We start from the raw sequence: 15,006 nt of genomic DNA on the forward strand, positions 1-15,006 counted from the left end.
ATAGCGCTCGGGTAACACTCCGGACACCCGTGATGTTCCTACCCCACCAACCATGATCCACAAGACAGGCCCTAGTGCCTCGTCGTGCCGCCTCGGCCGCGTGGCGTGGGTGATCGAGGCGGGGTGGCTGCCCGGCCGGCGCGGCGGCCGGGCAGCGCGGTTCGGCCGGCTCTTCTCGCCTGGGCTCGGTCAGTCGAACTGGTCGGCCAGTTTGCGCAGCTTCTCGACGTACGCCGGCCAGTCGTACTCGGGGATGCTGGTGCCGTCCTGCCGCCACCCGACGGCCCCGTCGTGCTGCTCACGCATGATGTCCAGGTGACCGGCGTGCCGGGCGAGGTCGCCGGTGACGTGCATGATGATCCGGGCCAGCGTCACGTCCTGCCGGCCGGGCTGCCACCAGGGCACCTGCCCCGGCGCGTCGAGCGGTAGCTGGTCGATCGTCTCGTCCGCGAACGCGGCGACGCGGCGGTACAGGTCGAGGAGGCCGTCCTTGGTCTCGTCTGCGTACGCGTACCAGTCCGCTTGGGGATCGTCGTCGAACGCGGTGAGTGGGACCAGTTCCTCCGGTGTGGGGAACTCGCGGCCGAAGGTGGTGCCGAAGTAGGCGGCCTCGGCGTTGAGGCAGTGTTTGACGACGCCCAGCATGTTGTTGCCGGTGGTGGTGCGGGGCGTTCGGGCGTCGCGTTCGCCGATGCCGTCGAGTTTCCAGATGAGATCGTCGCGGCTCCTGCGGAGGTAGTAGTGCATTGCGGCCTTGGTGTCGCCCAGGTCAGCCATGGCGGTCATTGTGGCGTACCGGCCCCGGGTTGTGGGGTTCGGCGGAGCCAGGCCTGGGTGTGGGCGCGGAGCAGGGCGGGTTGTTCGAAGGGCAGGTAGTGACCGGTGTCGTCGAGGGTGGTGTAGGTGCCTCGGGGGTAGCGGCGCATGGCGTGGAACTGGTCGGCGAAGCCGACGATGCCGTCCTGGCGGCCGGTGAGTATGGTGACCGGCCCGTCGAAGGGGGTGTCGGCGGTTTCGTCGGGGAGCGCGTACCCGGGTCCTGTTCGCAGTTCCTGTTGGAAGGTGTGGTCGCCGGGGCCGCCGGTGTTGAGGGCGTCTACGACGGTGGCGACGACGGTCGGGGTGCGGTGGCCCAGCGCGGTGTCGAGGTGTGGGCGCAGGTCGGTGGGGGCGGCGTCGAGCCAGCCGGTGGGTCCGGGGGGCGGACGGTGCTCGGGCAGGGTGGGGCTGGCCGGTGCGATGGTGATGCCGGGGCAGACGAGGAGGAGGCCGCGGACGAGGTCGGGGCGTTGGCGGGCGATGCCGGCGGCGAGGTAGGCGCCGTAGGAGGCGCCGGCCAGCAGGGCCGGGGCGTCGATGTGGTGGTCGAGCCAGGCGCAGATGGTGGTCAGCAGCGCCTGGGAGGTGGGCGCGCAGGTGGGTGGGGTGTCGCCGTGGCCGGGCAGGTCCAGGTATGTCTCCCGGAGGCCGGTGTCGGCGAGGGCGGGGTGGAAGGCGGCGGCGGTGGTGGCGCGGGTCGTGCCGAACATCGGCAGGCACACGATGTCGGGGCCGGCTTGCGGTGAGCGGTCGGCTGCCAGGGGCATGCTGGTCCTTCTCGGGGGCGGATGGGTGTTACCGCGTCATCTTCCGTCGTAGGCGGGGGTGGAGTGTCGGGGTTCGCGGACCGTAGGATGATCGAGAGCCGTCGATCAGGGTGGGTGTCGTGCGCGTCACAGCCCTGAGCTGCGGTTTTGTGCCGGGTATGCGCCGTCGCTGTCGCCGACCTCACGTGGGCCGCTCGCTGGGAATTCCTCTGGCGGGGCGCGCCGTTGTCCGTTCGGAAGATCAGGTCCACATGATCGGATGGAAGTGTCATGCGCGTGCGCTCAGACGCGGTTGTGCTGTTCGGCGTGACAGGTGATCTTGTCTCGAAGAAGCTGTTTCCGGCGCTGTACGAGTTGACGCGGCGGGAACGTCTCGACGTTCCGGTGATCGGGGTGGCCCGCTCCCCCTGGGATGATCAGCAGTTGGTGACGACCGCCCGTAAGTCGGTGGCGGAGGCCACGGACGAGGTGGATGACGAGACGTTCGACGCGTTGGCGGCCAACCTGTCGATGATCTCCGGGGATTACGCGGATCCGGCGACGTACGAGCGGCTGGCGGAGCGTCTTGGTGACGCGCAGCGGCCGATCTTCTATCTGGCGATTCCGCCGATGGTGTTCGGTTCGGTGGTGCGGGGTCTGGCGGCGGTCGGGTTGGCCGATCGTGGTCGGGTGATCGTGGAGAAGCCGTTCGGGCGTGACCTGGCGTCGTCGGAGGAGTTGGATCGGACGCTGGGGGCGGCCTTCGACGCGAGTCGGGTGTTCCGGATCGACCACTACCTCGGCAAGGAGGCGGTGGAGGGTTTGTACGCGTTCCGGTTCGCCAACCGGCTGTTCGAGCCGTTGTGGAACCGTGAGCACATCGACAACGTGCAGGTGACGCTCGCCGAGGGTTTCGGTACGCAGGGTCGGGCCGGTTTCTACGACACGGTGGGTGCGACGCGGGACGTGTTGCAGAACCACATTTTGCAGGTCGTGGCGTTGATCGCGATGGACGCGCCGGCGGGTGACGACGTGGACGCGTTCCGCGAGGCGGAGGCGGCGGTGCTGCGGCAGATCGTGCCGTTGTCGCCGGAGTCGACGGTGCGGGGGCAGTACGCGGGTTACCGCGATGAGCCGGGTGTCGCGCCGGATTCGAACACGGAGACGTTCGTGGCGACGCGGTTGACGGTGGATTCTGCCCGGTGGGCGGGTGTGCCGTTCTATCTGCGGACGGGTAAGTCGTTGCCGGGGACGGCGACGGAGGTGGTGGTCGAGTTCAAGCGGCCGCAGCGGTCGTTGATTCCTGCCGAGGGTGGGGCGGTGGCGCCGGCGAACCTGTTGCGGTTCCGGTTGGGTCGTGGGGACGGCATCACGATGTCGATTCAGGCGAAGAGTCCGGGCGCGGAGGTGGCGAGTCGGCCGGTTGGCCTGTCGGTGGATTTCGGTGTGGCGTTGGGTCGCCGTCAGGAGGCGTACGAGCGGTTGCTCGACGACGCGATGGACGGGCAGCATCTGCGGTTCGCGCGGGCGGAGACGATTCGGCAGGAGTGGCGGATCGTGGAGCCGGTCCTGGATCTGGCGGCGCCGGTGCGGTCGTACGACAAGGGTAGTTGGGGTCCGGCGGACGCGGATGCGTTGGCGGGTGGCTGGCACACGCCGGACCTGCGGTAGTTGCGGCGTGGGCTGAGTGACCGCTCAGCTCACGGGAGGGACCGTCCGGCGATGGTGAGGTTTGCCGGTTGGGTGTGGGGTGGGCACGTTGTGGGGACGTTCCACCCGGCCGTCCGCTCTCACAGGGCGCCGGAGACCCGTAGTACGGCGCCGGCGGTGTAGGAGGCGTCCGGGCTGAGCAGCCAGGCGATGGCGGCGGCGATCTCGTCGGGTTCGCCGGCGCGGCCCATCGGGACACGGTGGGCGGCGCTGTCGGGGCGGTCGGGTACGCCGGAGTCGGCGTGGATGTCGGTGCGGACGAGGCCGGGTGCGACGCCGTTGACGCGGATGCCGCGCGGCGCGAGTTCCTTGGCCAGGCCCACGGTGAGGGTGTCGGTGGCGGCCTTGACGGCGGCGTAGTGCACGTACTCCCCCGGACTGCCGAGGGTTGCGGCGGCGGAGGAGACGTTGACGATGGCGCCGCCCTCGGTGAGGCGGCGGGCGGCCTGCTGGGCGCAGAGGACGTACCCGATGAGGTTGACGTCGACGACGCGGCGCAGGTCGTCCACGCGCAGCTCGGTGAACGGGCCGATGAGGCTGGTGACGCCGGCGTTGTTGACCAGGCCGGTGAGGGGGCCGAGCTGCGCGGCGGCGTCGAACAGGGCGGTGACCTGGTCGGGGTCGGTGGTGTCGGCGCGTACGGCGATGGCCTGGACGCCGGTGGCGTGCAGGTCGGCCAGGACGGTCGCGGCGGCGTCGTCGTCGCGGCGGTAGCACAGCGCGATGTGGTGGCCGGCCGCGGCGAGGCGGCGGGCGGTGGCCGCGCCGATGCCGCGGCCTCCGCCGGTGATGACGGTGACGGGTGCCATGGCGTCTCCACGGGTGTCGGTGGGGTTGCGCCGACGCTACCGCGACCGGTGCGGGCGAGTCGTCGTAAGGAGGGTTACACGGGGCGGGCATTGGTGCGCGGCGGCGGCGGGGTGTCGGCGCTCTGCGTGTGATCGCTTACGCTCACCGCGCGGTCGGTCGGACAACGGAGGTGCGCGGTGGCGGGTGTGGGTGTCGGCGATGTCGTGGACGATTTCGAGTTGTCGGATGAGACGGGCACGCCGCGGCGGCTGTCGGAGTTCCTGGCGTCGGGGCCGATGGTGCTGTTCTTCTATCCCGGGGCGATGACGCGTGGGTGCACGGCGGAGAGCTGTCACTTCCGGGACCTGGCGGCGGAGTTCACGGCGCTGGGCGCGTCGCGGGTGGGTATCAGCCGCGACGAGGTGGCCAAGCAGGCGGAGTTCTCGAAGATGCACGGGTTCGACTATCCGCTGCTGTCGGACGTGGACGGCACGGTCGCGCGGGCGTTCGGGGTGCGGCGGCGGGTGCCGCTGGGGGCGCTGAGCACGAAGCGGATGACGTTCGTGATCGGCACGGACCGGCGGATCATCGAGGTGATCCACAGCGAGGTCAGCATGAACGACCACGCGGATCGGGCGTTGCGGGCGCTGGGCGGCTGAGCCCCGTGCGGCGGGTGTCGCAGTCGACTGGTATCAAGACAGCAATCAAACAGGTGTACGGAAGAGGGTTGTGATGGATGCCGGCCAGGGTTTGTCCACTGACGAGGTGCAGAGCATCCGGGAGGCGTTGGTGGCCGGTCGTAAGCCGAGGGTGGTGTTCACCGCGGCGGCGGGGCAGATCGCCGGTCAGGTCGGCCAGGTGGTCGAGTTGACCGATCCGGACGTGTCCGACGAGTTCGTCGTGGTGCGGTTCGGCCGTGACGAGTTGCCGTTCTCCCCTGCCGATCTGGCGGTGGCGCCCAAGGGCGCGGGCCGGCGGGTGGCGGAGCCGAAACCGGAGCCGGAGCCGGAGCCGGAGCCGACGCCCGTGCCGGCCGTGCCGGAGTTCGTGTTGGACACGCCGCGGGTGCCCGCGCAGCGACAGGAGGAGCCGAAGGTGGAGCAGGCTGAGAAGCCGCCGGCGCGGCGGGCGGTCAAGGCCGCGAAGCCCAAGGGGCCCGCGGGCCTGACGGTGACTTTGGCGTACGCGGATGGCGAGTGGACGGTCGCCGCGCAGCAGGGCAGCAAGGCGCTCGCGAAGCCGTACGTGGTGAAGCCGGCCGAGGCGTTGAAGATGGTGGCGTTGGTGGACGTGCCGGGTGTGCAGGAGGCGGTGGAGCAGATCCTGGGCGCCGAGCGGGCTGAGGCGGAGCAGCAGGCGGAGAAGCTGCGTGCGGAGCTGGCCGAGATCGAGGCCCGGTTGGCGGAGCTGCGCGAGGCGAGCTGAGCGCTGCCTCCTGCCGGGGGTGGCCGGCCCGGCGGTGTCGGATCAGTGGCCGCCGTGGTGGTCGAGCAGGCGGGTGAGCTGCTCGCGTTCGGCGCTCGACAGGGGCGCGAGCAGGTCGTCCTGGACCCGGGCGACGGTGTCGGCCATCCGGTGGGCCGTGTCGGCGCCGGCGTCGGTGAGGCTGATGACGTTGCGGCGGCGGTCGGCCGGGTCGGGTGCGCGCACGACGAGTCCTCGGCCGGCCAGGTCGTTGACGGCGGCCACGACGTCGCTGCGGTCGATGCCGCAGCGACGTCCCAGGTCGGCTTGGCTGGCGGGTCCGCTCTCGGCCAGCGCCACGAGCAGCCGGTAGTGGTAGCCGCGCAGGTCGTCCGCGGCGAAGCCGGCGCTGATGAGCCGGCCGGCGTGGGTGGCGGCCTGGTTGAGTAGCCAACTCGGGGCGGTACGCAGCCCGGCGGGTGACTGCGGGGCGGTGGCGTCCGCCGTCGCGCCCCTGGTGTCCGCTCATCGTCGGCGTCCCCGGCGTAGACGGTCGAACCCACGCCGAGGGCTCCGCGCTGCCGCAGCGGTCCGTCCCCGTACTCCCAGATCCGGATCGCCGGACGGTCGGCGTCCCAGGCCGCCACCAACGGCAGGCGCGGATGGGGCAGCAGCCGCTGCACCGCCGTTCCGGAGTGGACACGAGCCAGGATTTCCACCGGCACACCCTATCGGCGAGGCGCACGGCCACCCGTCCCCGAAAGGGCCGTCAGAAGTAGTCGAGCAGTTGTGCCGGGCCGCCGGCGCCCAGCAGGTCCAGGGCGTCCGGCTCGACGCCGGCACAGTCCAGCAGGCCGGCCTGGGCCACCGAGCGGGCACGCGCCGCCCCGGCGTACAGCAGCGCGAAGCCGCGGACGTCCAGCCGCAGGTCCGCGTCGCCGTCGATCCGGGTCAGCTCGGCGGCGCCGTCGGCGACGGTCAACCGCCAACCGCCGGTGTTCCAGTCGGCGAGCGGGTCGGTGAGGTGAAAATCGACGACGCCCCGCGCGTGGGCGGGCCAACCGCGTTCGCCCACCGCCCGTACGACGTCGACCGGGCGGTGCATCCACAGGTCCCGCTCGTGGTCGCGGGCCGCCTCCAACGGCAGGTGGACGCCGACGGCGTCACCGTCGAGCGGGCATAACCGCAGGGTCGGCGCGACGCTGGCCCAGCTTCCGAGCACCCCGACGAGTTCCCGGGCCGCGTCGGCGGTGGTGGCCAGGGCCTCGTCGACGGTGAGGACCGAGTCCGCGCCGTAACCGCGGCCCCGCTCCCAGGTGGCGTAGCCCACCAGGTCGCCGTCGTCCTCGACGAGGGTGAGCCCGTCACCGGGAAGCTTCGCGTCGGCGGCGAAGAAGTCGAACAGCTTTCCCCGGCGCGTCAACATGCCGTTGCGATGGCGGGCGACCCGCTCGTACAGGTCGGCGACGGCGTCCAGGTCGGCGGGCGTGCCGGCCCGGACGGTCAGGTGCGACGCGGGCCGGTGCCGGGGCAGCGCGGCGGTGGCGAGGTTGACGGTCCGCAGCACACCGCCGGTCTCCCAGCCGCAGGCGCGGTAGGGAGCGGCGATGGTCGGGTACAGGGCGCTGATCGCCGCGCCGCGCTCGCGGGCCCCGGCCAGCAGGGCGGTGAGCAGGGCTCGGGCCACGCCCCGGCCCCGCGCCTCGGGGGCGACCGCCACCCCGGCGACGTCGGCCGCCGCGACGGCCCGACCGGACCACCACTGGTCGTGGTGCAGGTCGACGGCCTTGCCGACGAGCCGGTCGGTGTCGTCGAACGCGCCGTAGCGCGTCATGCCGGGCACCTCGACGCTCGTGCTGGGGGCACGTTCCTGGCGGGAGCCGAAGGCGAGCCGGCCCAGCTCCCAGGCGTCGTCCAGGTCGTCGATGGTGAGTTCACGAACGCGCATCGGCACACCGTAGCCGCACGCCCCCACACCCAACAGTCGATATACCCCCCGGACGAACCCCGCCGATCATGGAGTTGTGGTGGGTGACAAACGGCCCTCGACACGCCCGAGTCGGGCACCACAAGTCCATGATCGGCAGCGCGAGGCCGCGGGAAGCAGGGGCGGGGCGGGGCGGGGCGGGGCGGGGCGGGGGTCAGTGTTGCGGGATGTTGGCCACGCCGATGCGCTTGCGGAACACCCAGTACGTCCAGCCCTGGTAGGCCAGCACCACCGGAGTGAAGATCACCGCCACCCACGTCATGATCTTCAGGGTGTAGGGGGTGGAGGCGGCGTTGGTGGCCGTGAGCGTGCCCGCCGCGTCGAGGGTGGACGGCAGCACGTTCGGGAACAGCGCCGCGAAGAGGGTCGCCACGGCCAGGCCGATCGTCACGGCTGTCCCGGCGAACGCCCAGCCTTCCCGGCGTACCCGGGCGGCGGCCAGCGCGCCGAGCAGGGCGAGGGCCGCGCCGACGGCGAGCACGACGGCGGCCGCGCTGGAGCGGATGCTCAACGTCCAGGTCAGGAAGCCCACCGCGAGCACGGCGGCCCCGACGCCCAGGCGCACCGCGAGGGCGCCCGCGCGCTCGCGGATGTCGCCGGTGGTCTTCAAAGCCAGGAACACCGCGCCGTGGGTGAGGAACAGCGCGAGGGTGGTCGCGCCACCGAGCAGGGCGTACGGGTTGAGCAGGTCGACGAGGCCGCCGACGTACTCGTGGTCGGCGTCCAGCGGTACGCCGCGCAGGATGTCGGCGAAGGCGACGCCCCACAGGATCGCCGGCAGCAGCGAGCCGGCCACGATGGCGGCGTCCCAGCGGCGCTTCCAGGACGCCTCGGGGCGCTTGTGCCGGTACTCGAAGGCCACCCCGCGAGCGATCAGGGCCAGCAGGATCAGCAGCAGCGGCAGGTAGAAGCCGGAGAAGAGGGTGGCGTACCACTCGGGAAACGCGGCGAACATCGCGCCGCCGGCGGTGATCAGCCACACCTCGTTGCCGTCCCAGACCGGGCCGATGGTGTTGATCAGGACGCGGCGTTCGCGGTCGTCGCGGCCGAGCACGGGCAGCAGCATGCCGACGCCGAAGTCGAAGCCCTCCAGGATGAAGTAGCCGGTGAACAGCACGGCGACGAGGAGAAACCAGATGGTGGTCAGGTCCACGATGGGCTCCGGGATCAGTAGGCGAAGGCGAGCGGGCGCTCGGCGTCGTCGTGGGTGTCGTCGATGGGGTGCTCTTCGCTGACGTCGGGCACGCCGGCCCTGGCGTAGCGCAGCAGCAGTTTGACCTCGATGACGGCGAGGGTGGCGTAGATCAGCGTGAAGGCGGTGAACGAGGTGAGCACCTCGGTCAGCGAGACGCTGCGGGACACGCCGTTGCGGGTGAGCATCTCGCCGAAGACGATCCACGGCTGGCGGCCCATCTCGGTGAAGATCCAGCCGAAGGCGTTCGCCAGTAGCGGCAGGACCGGCATGGCCAGCCCGGCGCGCAGCAGCCATCTGCTGCTCGGGGTACGGCCCTTGCGCTGGCTCCAGAGCACCAGCAGGGCGATCGCGCCCGCCGCCATCCCAAAGGCGATCATGAAGCGGAAGCTCCAGTAGGTGACCGGGATGATCGGGGTGTAGCTGCCCGCGCCGTACTGGGTGGCGTACTGGGCCTGTAGGTCGTTGATGCCGTGCACGGTGCCGTGCGGGTCGCCGGTGCCCAGGTACGACAGCAGGTACGGGATCTTCAGGGCGAACACCTCGCGGCTGCCGTCGAGGCTGCCGATGGTGAGCACGGAGAACGAGGCGGGGCTCTCGGTGGTGTAGAGGCCCTCGGCGGCGGCCATCTTCATCGGCTGCACGTCCGTCATGATCTTGCCCTGGATGTCGCCGGTGAACAGCACGGCGGCCGAGGCGACCAGGACGACCCAGGAGCCGAACTTCGTGGCGAAGCGGTACGCGCCGGCGTCGGCGGAGTCGCGGTTGCGGATGACGTGCCACAGGCCGACCGAGACGATCAGCGACCCGGCGACCAGGAACGAGCCGGCCAGGGTGTGCGGGAAGGTGATCAGAGCGACCTTGTTGGTCAGCACGGCCGGGAAGTCGGTGAGCTCGGCGCGTCCGCTGTCTGGGTTGACCCGGTAGCCGACGGGGTTCTGCATGAACGAGTTGGCGGCGAGGATGAAGTACGCGGACAGGTTCGTGCCGATCGCGGCGGCCCAGATGCTGGCCAGGTGCGCGCGCTTGGGCAGCCGGTCCCAACCGAAGATCCACAGGCCGATGAAGGTGGATTCGAGGAAGAACGCGACAAGTGCCTCGATCGCCAGGGGCGCGCCGAAGATGTCGCCCACGAAGCGCGAGTAGTCGCTCCAGTTCATGCCGAACTGGAACTCCTGCACGATTCCGGTGACCACACCCATGGCGAAGTTGATCAGGAACAGCTTGCCGTAGAACTTGGTGAGCTTGAGGTAGCGCTCGTTGCCGGTGCGGTGCCACATCGTCTGCAGGATCGCCACCAGCACGGACAGGCCGATGGTCAGTGGCACGAAGAGAAAGTGGTAGACGGTCGTGACACCGAACTGCCACCGGGCGACGTCCAACGCGTCCACCTGTTACCCCCAACTATGCGTACTACGAGACGTAGTAAATGCTACTGCTCGTCGTCGAGGATTGGGCAGGGCCGGGCGGCCCGAACCGGCCCGGGACCAATGACCCTGATCACCCCGGGCATCCGGCCGACCCGCCCTCGCGGGGCCCCCGTGGCGTGCGACGATGGCGCGCTGATGAATACCGCGCCCTCCCCCTGGCAGCCACCACTGATCTGGCGCGCCGCCCTCGTGCTGGCCCGCGCCCTGGTCGGCCTGCTCGCCCGCCTCGAGGTCACCGGCGACGTCCCCGCGCACCTGCGCCGAGGCCCGCTCGTGCTGGCCGCCAACCACATCAGCCCGTTCGACCCCCTCGTCATGATCGCCGCCTGCCGGACCCGGGGCATCGCCCCGCGGATCATGGCGACCGCCGGACTGTTCCGCGCCCCCGTGCTCGGGACCGCCATGCGCCACGTCGGGCACATCCGGGTCGACCGGGGCACCAGCGGCGTACACCAGGCCCTCGACGACGCGGCCGAGGCCGTCGCGGCGGGGTCGGTGATCCTCATCTACCCCGAGGGACGCATCGGCCTGGACCCCGGCATGTGGCCCGAACGCGGCAAGACCGGCGTCGCCCGGCTCGCGCTGGCCTGCGGCGCTCCCGTCGTCCCGGTCGCCCAGTGGGGCGCGCACGAGGTGCTGCCCTACCGGGCGCCGAGGGGAATGCTGCGCGGCATCGCCCGCGCAGCGTGGCGTCGCCCGGTGATCCGGGTGCGCTTCGGCGAGCCCGTGGACCTCGGCGAGTCCAGCGCCACCAACCCGGGGGCGGCCCGCCGGGCCACCAACCGGGTCATCGACGCGCTCACCGACACCCTCGCCCCACTGCGTCCCGACGAACCCGACCGGCCTCGCCACGTCGACCCCGGCCGCCCCACCGACACCAGCCGCACCCACCGCCGCACACCCTGACCCCCTGCCCCGCGCCCGCCCTCGCGATCTTGCACTTTCTGTCGCGACATAGCGGGCCGAGCCGGCCATGACGGCGACACCGGCTGTCGGGACCCGGAAACGGAACTGCCTCCGGAGGCGTCCCCACGCCCCCGGTACCCGATCCTCGCCGGCGGCTACGTGGTGCGCGCCGACGCCGCCCGTCCCTGAGCACCTGGCGCTCCCGTCCCACGGGGTGACGGGGCGCCAGGGCCTGCTGCGGCCGGACGAATGTCGCCGGCAGGCCACCCGCGCTCCACCGGCCGCGTGCATACTGCGTCGCGTGCTCAACCGATCCGCCTACCTCGACGCGCCCGCGCCGCTGGCGTTCGCCCACCGCGGCGGCGCCGCCGAGGGCGACGAGAACACCACCGCGGCGTTCGCCCGGGCCATCGGACTGGGCTACCGGTACGTGGAGACCGACGTGCACGCCACCGCCGACGGCGTCGCGGTGATCTTCCACGACCCGACGCTCGCCCGGGTCACCGGCGAGGCGGGGCGCATCGCCGACCTGAGCTGGGCCGACCTCGCCTCGGTACGCGTCGGCGGCGCCGCCGTCGTACCCCGACTCGACGAGGTGTTGGACGCCTGGCCGCAGGTCCGCTTCAACATCGACGTGAAGGCCGACGGCGGCGTCGCGCCGACGGTCGCCACCCTGACCCGGGTCGGCGCGGCCGACCGGGTGCTGCTCGCCTCGTTCAGCGACGCCCGACTGGCCCGGCTGCGGGCCCTCACCGGGGGGCGCGTCGCCACCAGCCTCGGCATGCGGGCCGTGGCGCGGTTGCGGCTGGCCTCCCTGCACGGCCGACCGCTGCGGCTGCCCCCGTCGGTGGTCGCCGCGCAGGTGCCGCCGCGCTACGGCCGGGTGCCGGTGGTGGACCGCCGGTTCGTCGACTACTGCCACCGGCTCGGCCTTCAGGTGCACGTCTGGACGATCGACGAACCGGGCCAGATGCACGACTTACTGGATCGTGGTGTGGATGGCATCATGACCGATCACGTCGGCGTGCTGCGCGACGTCTACCGCAGCCGCGGCCACTGGACCGCCTGACCAGCACCGAAGGAACCCCCCGATGGCCGAGACCGTGACCCCCACGGTGGACGACACCCCGCCTCCGGCGAGCACCCGCCGCGAGCGCCGCGGCTGGTACATCTACGACTGGGCGAACTCCGCCTTCCAGTCCACGGTGATCACCGTGTTCCTCGGCCCGTTCCTGACCACCGTCGCCGAGACGGCCGCCGGCTGCGAACTGGGCGCGGACACCTGCGACGGGTACGTGCACCCGCTGGGCATCCGGGTCGCGGCCGGGTCGTACTACCCGTACCTGATCTCGCTGTCGGTGTTTCTGACGGTCTTCGTGCTGCCGGTCATCGGGGCGATCGCCGACCGGTCGGCGCACAAGAAGCGCCTACTCGGCGGGGCCGCGTTCACCGGCGCCGGCGCGACCATCGCGATGGCCTTCGTCACCGGCGACCGGTACCTGCTCGGTGGCGCGTTGTTCCTGATCGCCAACATCTCCTTCGGCGCCGCGATCGTGGTCTACAACTCGTTCCTGCCGCAGCTCGGCGGCCCGGACGAGCGGGACGGCATCTCCAGCCGCGGGTGGGCGCTGGGCTACCTCGGCGGTGGGGTGCTGCTGGCGTTGAACCTGACGGCGGTCTCCCTGCTCAGCGAGGACGGCAACCCGCAGCGCACCCTGGACCTGGCCCGCTGGTCGATCGTCTCCGCCGGCGTGTGGTGGGCGGCGTTCACCCTGGTGCCGTTGCGCTGGCTGCGTGAGCGGCCCAGCGCGGCGGCCCGGGCCGCGCGGGGCAACGTGCTCACCGACGGGTTCCGGCAGCTCGGCGGCACCCTGCGCGAGGTCAGGGCGTACCCGCTGACGTTGTTCTTCCTGCTCGCGTTCCTCATCTTCAACGACGGCATCCAGACCGTCATCACGCTGGCCAGCCAGTACGGCACCGAGGAGCTGCGGCTGGAGCAGAGCACCCTGATCGTCACGATCCTGCTGGTGCAGTTCCTCGCCTTCGGCGGCGCGTTGCTCCTCGGCGCGCTGGCCCGGCGCATCGGCGCGCGCAAGACGGTGCTGATCAGCCTGGTGCTCTGGACCGGTGTGATCCTGGGCGTGTTCTGGCTGCCCGCCGAGGCGCCGGTGCCGTTCATGGCGCTCGGCGCCGGCATCGGCCTGGTCCTCGGCGGCAGCCAGGCGCTGAGCCGGTCCCTGTTCAGCCAGCTCATCCCCGCCGGCAAGGAGGGCGAGTACTACGGCTTCTACGAGATCAGCGACAGGGGTACGAGCTGGCTCGGCCCGCTCGCGTTCGGCATCGTGTTCCAGCTCACCGCCTCGTACCGGGTGGGCCTGATCTCACTGGTGGGCTTCTTCGTGGTCGGTTTCCTGCTGCTGTTGGCGGTGCCGATGCGCCGGGCCATCATCGCGGCCGGCAACACCCCACCACGGGTGCTCTGAGCACGTGCGACCTGACTGATCCGGGCCTGTCGATCGGCTAGGCTGCCCGACCGTGACCGACGACGCCGCTGCCACCCCGACCTGCCTGGCCCACCCGTTCCCTGGCCAGCCGCACGCTCCCGCCGGCTGCGTGGCCGCGCGTGGGCTCGACGGGCGGCCGGTGCACGCGGCGGCGTTGAAGTTCTTCTGGGGGCCGATGGACTGCGGTAAGTCCACGATGGCCCTGCAGATGAACTACAACCACGCCCGGCAGGGCCGTCGGGGCCTGGTCACCACCCGCATCGACCGGTCGCTGGGCCCCCAGGTCACCACCCGCATCGGCCTGGCCCACGAGGCCATCGAGGTCACCGACGACCTGGACCTGCGGGCGCTCGTGCGCGGCCGGTGGGCCGACGGGGTACGCGTCGACTACCTCATCTGCGACGAGGCGTGCTTCTACACCGTCGAGCACGTCGAGCAGATGGCCGAACTGGTGGACAGCTACGACGTGGACGTGTTCGCGTTCGGCCTCGCCACCGACTTCCGGTCCTGCCTGTTCCCCGCCGCGCAACGCCTGTTCGAGTTGGCCGACGAGGTGGCCCGCATCCAGGTCGAGGTCCTGTGCTGGTGCGGCCGGGAAGGGCTGCTCAACGCGCGGGTCGTCGACGATCGGGTGGTCCGCGAGGGCGAACAGGTCGTCATCGGCGACACCGTCGAGACCGCCGACGTGCGCTACCAGGTGCTGTGCCGCCGGCACTACCGCAGCGGCGACCTCGGTCCCCGCGACTGACCGCCCCGGCCGTCGTCGCCGCGCGGACGTACCCATTCCAGGAACCGTTCGACGTACGCCGCCGGGTCGGGCGTCACACCCAGCTTCATCGCGTCGGTGAACGCCTCATTGAGCAGGGTCGTCAGCATGAGCACCATCCCGACCCGGTCGCCGTGCCAGCGCGACAGCAGCGACAGGCGTGCGGGCGAACACGGCCAGTGGGCACCGCAGCGCCGGCACCGCCAGTGCGGCAGACCGGGGTGGTGTGGTCGCGCGCCGGCTGGCATCAGCCGACCTCGACCGAGGTTCGCCGGACGGGCCGGCGGGCGCTCACCTGAGGCCGGGCCGGGGCGGGGGTGTCGATCCACCGCGCTCCGGCGGGCATGATGTACAGCTCCCGCCGCGCAACCGCGTCCCCCTTCGGGCCGATCTCGTAGGCGTCGATCCACAGCCAGCCCTGGTAGGTGTGCCGATCGACCAGGGGCCGGATCACCCGGACCGTGATCGGACGCCGGAATTGCACACTCGCGGCGGTGCTCAGCAGCAGGACGTCACCGGACTTCACCGGCCGCGCGACCGCCGTCATCCGGTGACCCAGCGGTGCGCGGGGACGAGGTTGCGGAACACCCGGTCGGGCCGCCGCAACGGTGGGACGAGGGCCCCGATCGGGTCTACCGGCGGGACGCGCGGTGGTTCCGACTTCTCGGGCTCTGCGGGCTTAGAGCGACCGGCAATAGGTCCAAGATCCGGACATGCGGGTACCTGCGGGAAGGAAGCAGGCACGGGTCCATT

Annotated in this window: 16 protein-coding genes; 7 read left to right on the top strand and 9 right to left on the bottom strand. The window is 71.5% G+C overall.

The features are described 5' to 3' along the window. Positions 1–189 precede the first annotated feature (189 nt). Positions 190–777, bottom strand: a complete 588-nt coding sequence (locus ACLQ24_RS24895; protein WP_425894124.1) for a DinB family protein — start codon at positions 775–777, stop codon at positions 190–192. Between the two features lie 5 nt (positions 778–782). After that, complete coding sequence (locus ACLQ24_RS24900; protein ID WP_425894125.1) at positions 783–1,586, bottom strand: alpha/beta fold hydrolase; 804 nt, start codon at positions 1,584–1,586, stop codon at positions 783–785. A gap of 270 nt (positions 1,587–1,856) precedes the next feature. Here ACLQ24_RS24900 and zwf point away from each other — a divergent pair, with 270 nt between their 5' ends. Further along, entirely contained in the window at positions 1,857–3,236 is a 1,380-nt protein-coding gene (zwf, locus tag ACLQ24_RS24905) for a glucose-6-phosphate dehydrogenase (protein WP_425894126.1), read from the top strand. Between the two features lie 119 nt (positions 3,237–3,355). On the opposite strand, the gene ACLQ24_RS24910 is transcribed toward zwf, so the two are convergent. Then, positions 3,356–4,084, bottom strand: a complete 729-nt coding sequence (locus tag ACLQ24_RS24910) for an SDR family oxidoreductase (protein WP_425894127.1) — start codon at positions 4,082–4,084, stop codon at positions 3,356–3,358. Between the two features lie 177 nt (positions 4,085–4,261). Between ACLQ24_RS24910 and ACLQ24_RS24915 the strand changes: the two genes are divergently transcribed. Both ACLQ24_RS24915 and ACLQ24_RS24920 read left to right on the top strand, forming a co-directional pair. After that, complete coding sequence (locus ACLQ24_RS24915) at positions 4,262–4,723, top strand: peroxiredoxin (RefSeq protein ID WP_425894128.1); 462 nt, start codon at positions 4,262–4,264, stop codon at positions 4,721–4,723. A gap of 73 nt (positions 4,724–4,796) precedes the next feature. After that, the gene (locus tag ACLQ24_RS24920) at positions 4,797–5,489 is read left to right on the top strand and encodes a hypothetical protein (protein WP_425894129.1); all 693 of its coding nucleotides are present in this window, start codon (positions 4,797–4,799) and stop codon (positions 5,487–5,489) included. 42 nt (positions 5,490–5,531) lie between these two features. Here the strand turns inward: ACLQ24_RS24920 and ACLQ24_RS24925 are convergent, their stop codons facing one another. The 4 genes from ACLQ24_RS24925 to ACLQ24_RS24940 all read right to left on the bottom strand — a co-directional run bounded on the left by ACLQ24_RS24925 (position 5,532) and on the right by ACLQ24_RS24940 (position 10,038). Continuing rightward, positions 5,532–5,939 carry a MarR family winged helix-turn-helix transcriptional regulator gene (locus tag ACLQ24_RS24925; RefSeq protein WP_425894139.1) on the bottom strand — a complete coding sequence of 136 codons (408 nt, stop codon included), beginning with the start codon at positions 5,937–5,939 and terminating at the stop codon, positions 5,532–5,534. Positions 5,940–6,237: 298 nt separating this feature from the next. Next, complete coding sequence (locus ACLQ24_RS24930) at positions 6,238–7,416, bottom strand: GNAT family N-acetyltransferase (protein ID WP_425894130.1); 1,179 nt, start codon at positions 7,414–7,416, stop codon at positions 6,238–6,240. A 193-nt stretch (positions 7,417–7,609) separates the two neighbouring features. After that, the gene (cydB, locus tag ACLQ24_RS24935) at positions 7,610–8,608 is read right to left on the bottom strand and encodes a cytochrome d ubiquinol oxidase subunit II (RefSeq protein ID WP_425894131.1); all 999 of its coding nucleotides are present in this window, start codon (positions 8,606–8,608) and stop codon (positions 7,610–7,612) included. A gap of 14 nt (positions 8,609–8,622) precedes the next feature. After that, on the bottom strand, positions 8,623–10,038 hold the full coding sequence (locus ACLQ24_RS24940) for a cytochrome ubiquinol oxidase subunit I (RefSeq protein WP_425894132.1): 1,416 nt from the start codon (positions 10,036–10,038) through the stop codon (positions 8,623–8,625). 174 nt (positions 10,039–10,212) lie between these two features. Between ACLQ24_RS24940 and ACLQ24_RS24945 the strand changes: the two genes are divergently transcribed. From ACLQ24_RS24945 to ACLQ24_RS24960, 4 genes are all read left to right on the top strand, one after another. Continuing rightward, positions 10,213–10,983 carry a lysophospholipid acyltransferase family protein gene (locus ACLQ24_RS24945; RefSeq protein WP_425894133.1) on the top strand — a complete coding sequence of 257 codons (771 nt, stop codon included), beginning with the start codon at positions 10,213–10,215 and terminating at the stop codon, positions 10,981–10,983. Between the two features lie 301 nt (positions 10,984–11,284). Further along, positions 11,285–12,052 (top strand): glycerophosphodiester phosphodiesterase, encoded by a 768-nt coding sequence (locus tag ACLQ24_RS24950; RefSeq protein ID WP_425894134.1) that lies wholly within the window; start codon positions 11,285–11,287, stop codon positions 12,050–12,052. 22 nt (positions 12,053–12,074) lie between these two features. Further along, positions 12,075–13,466 carry an MFS transporter gene (locus ACLQ24_RS24955; RefSeq protein ID WP_425894135.1) on the top strand — a complete coding sequence of 464 codons (1,392 nt, stop codon included), beginning with the start codon at positions 12,075–12,077 and terminating at the stop codon, positions 13,464–13,466. 52 nt (positions 13,467–13,518) lie between these two features. Next, positions 13,519–14,235, top strand: a complete 717-nt coding sequence (locus tag ACLQ24_RS24960) for a thymidine kinase (RefSeq protein ID WP_425894136.1) — start codon at positions 13,519–13,521, stop codon at positions 14,233–14,235. On the opposite strand, the gene ACLQ24_RS24965 is transcribed toward ACLQ24_RS24960, so the two are convergent. Then, positions 14,202–14,501 carry a flavin reductase gene (locus ACLQ24_RS24965; RefSeq protein WP_425894137.1) on the bottom strand — a complete coding sequence of 100 codons (300 nt, stop codon included), beginning with the start codon at positions 14,499–14,501 and terminating at the stop codon, positions 14,202–14,204. The genes ACLQ24_RS24960 and ACLQ24_RS24965 overlap by 34 nt on opposite strands. Continuing rightward, positions 14,501–14,800: a hypothetical protein gene (locus ACLQ24_RS24970; RefSeq protein ID WP_425894138.1), complete on the bottom strand. Its 300-nt coding sequence runs from the start codon at positions 14,798–14,800 to the stop codon at positions 14,501–14,503. The genes ACLQ24_RS24965 and ACLQ24_RS24970 overlap by 1 nt, the downstream gene beginning before the upstream one ends. Positions 14,801–15,006: the final 206 nt, after the last annotated feature.

It is taken from the genome of Micromonospora sp. DT4, from assembly GCF_049841675.1.
Classification (GTDB): domain Bacteria; phylum Actinomycetota; class Actinomycetes; order Mycobacteriales; family Micromonosporaceae; genus Micromonospora.

What these genes read in the sequence shown, in the direction of transcription:
- ACLQ24_RS24910 (WP_425894127.1), bottom strand. Translation starts at nt 4,084, where the DNA reads ATGGCACCCGTCACCGTCATCACCGGCGGAGGCCGCGGCATCGGCGCG.
- ACLQ24_RS24970 (WP_425894138.1), bottom strand. Translation starts at nt 14,800, where the DNA reads ATGACGGCGGTCGCGCGGCCGGTGAAGTCCGGTGACGTCCTGCTGCTG.
- ACLQ24_RS24955 (WP_425894135.1), top strand. Translation starts at nt 12,075, where the DNA reads ATGGCCGAGACCGTGACCCCCACGGTGGACGACACCCCGCCTCCGGCG.
- ACLQ24_RS24945 (WP_425894133.1), top strand. Translation starts at nt 10,213, where the DNA reads ATGAATACCGCGCCCTCCCCCTGGCAGCCACCACTGATCTGGCGCGCC.
- ACLQ24_RS24900 (WP_425894125.1), bottom strand. Translation starts at nt 1,586, where the DNA reads ATGCCCCTGGCAGCCGACCGCTCACCGCAAGCCGGCCCCGACATCGTG.
- ACLQ24_RS24920 (WP_425894129.1), top strand. Translation starts at nt 4,797, where the DNA reads ATGGATGCCGGCCAGGGTTTGTCCACTGACGAGGTGCAGAGCATCCGG.
- zwf (WP_425894126.1), top strand. Translation starts at nt 1,857, where the DNA reads ATGCGCGTGCGCTCAGACGCGGTTGTGCTGTTCGGCGTGACAGGTGAT.
- ACLQ24_RS24965 (WP_425894137.1), bottom strand. Translation starts at nt 14,501, where the DNA reads ATGCCAGCCGGCGCGCGACCACACCACCCCGGTCTGCCGCACTGGCGG.
- ACLQ24_RS24930 (WP_425894130.1), bottom strand. Translation starts at nt 7,416, where the DNA reads ATGCGCGTTCGTGAACTCACCATCGACGACCTGGACGACGCCTGGGAG.
- ACLQ24_RS24895 (WP_425894124.1), bottom strand. Translation starts at nt 777, where the DNA reads ATGGCTGACCTGGGCGACACCAAGGCCGCAATGCACTACTACCTCCGC.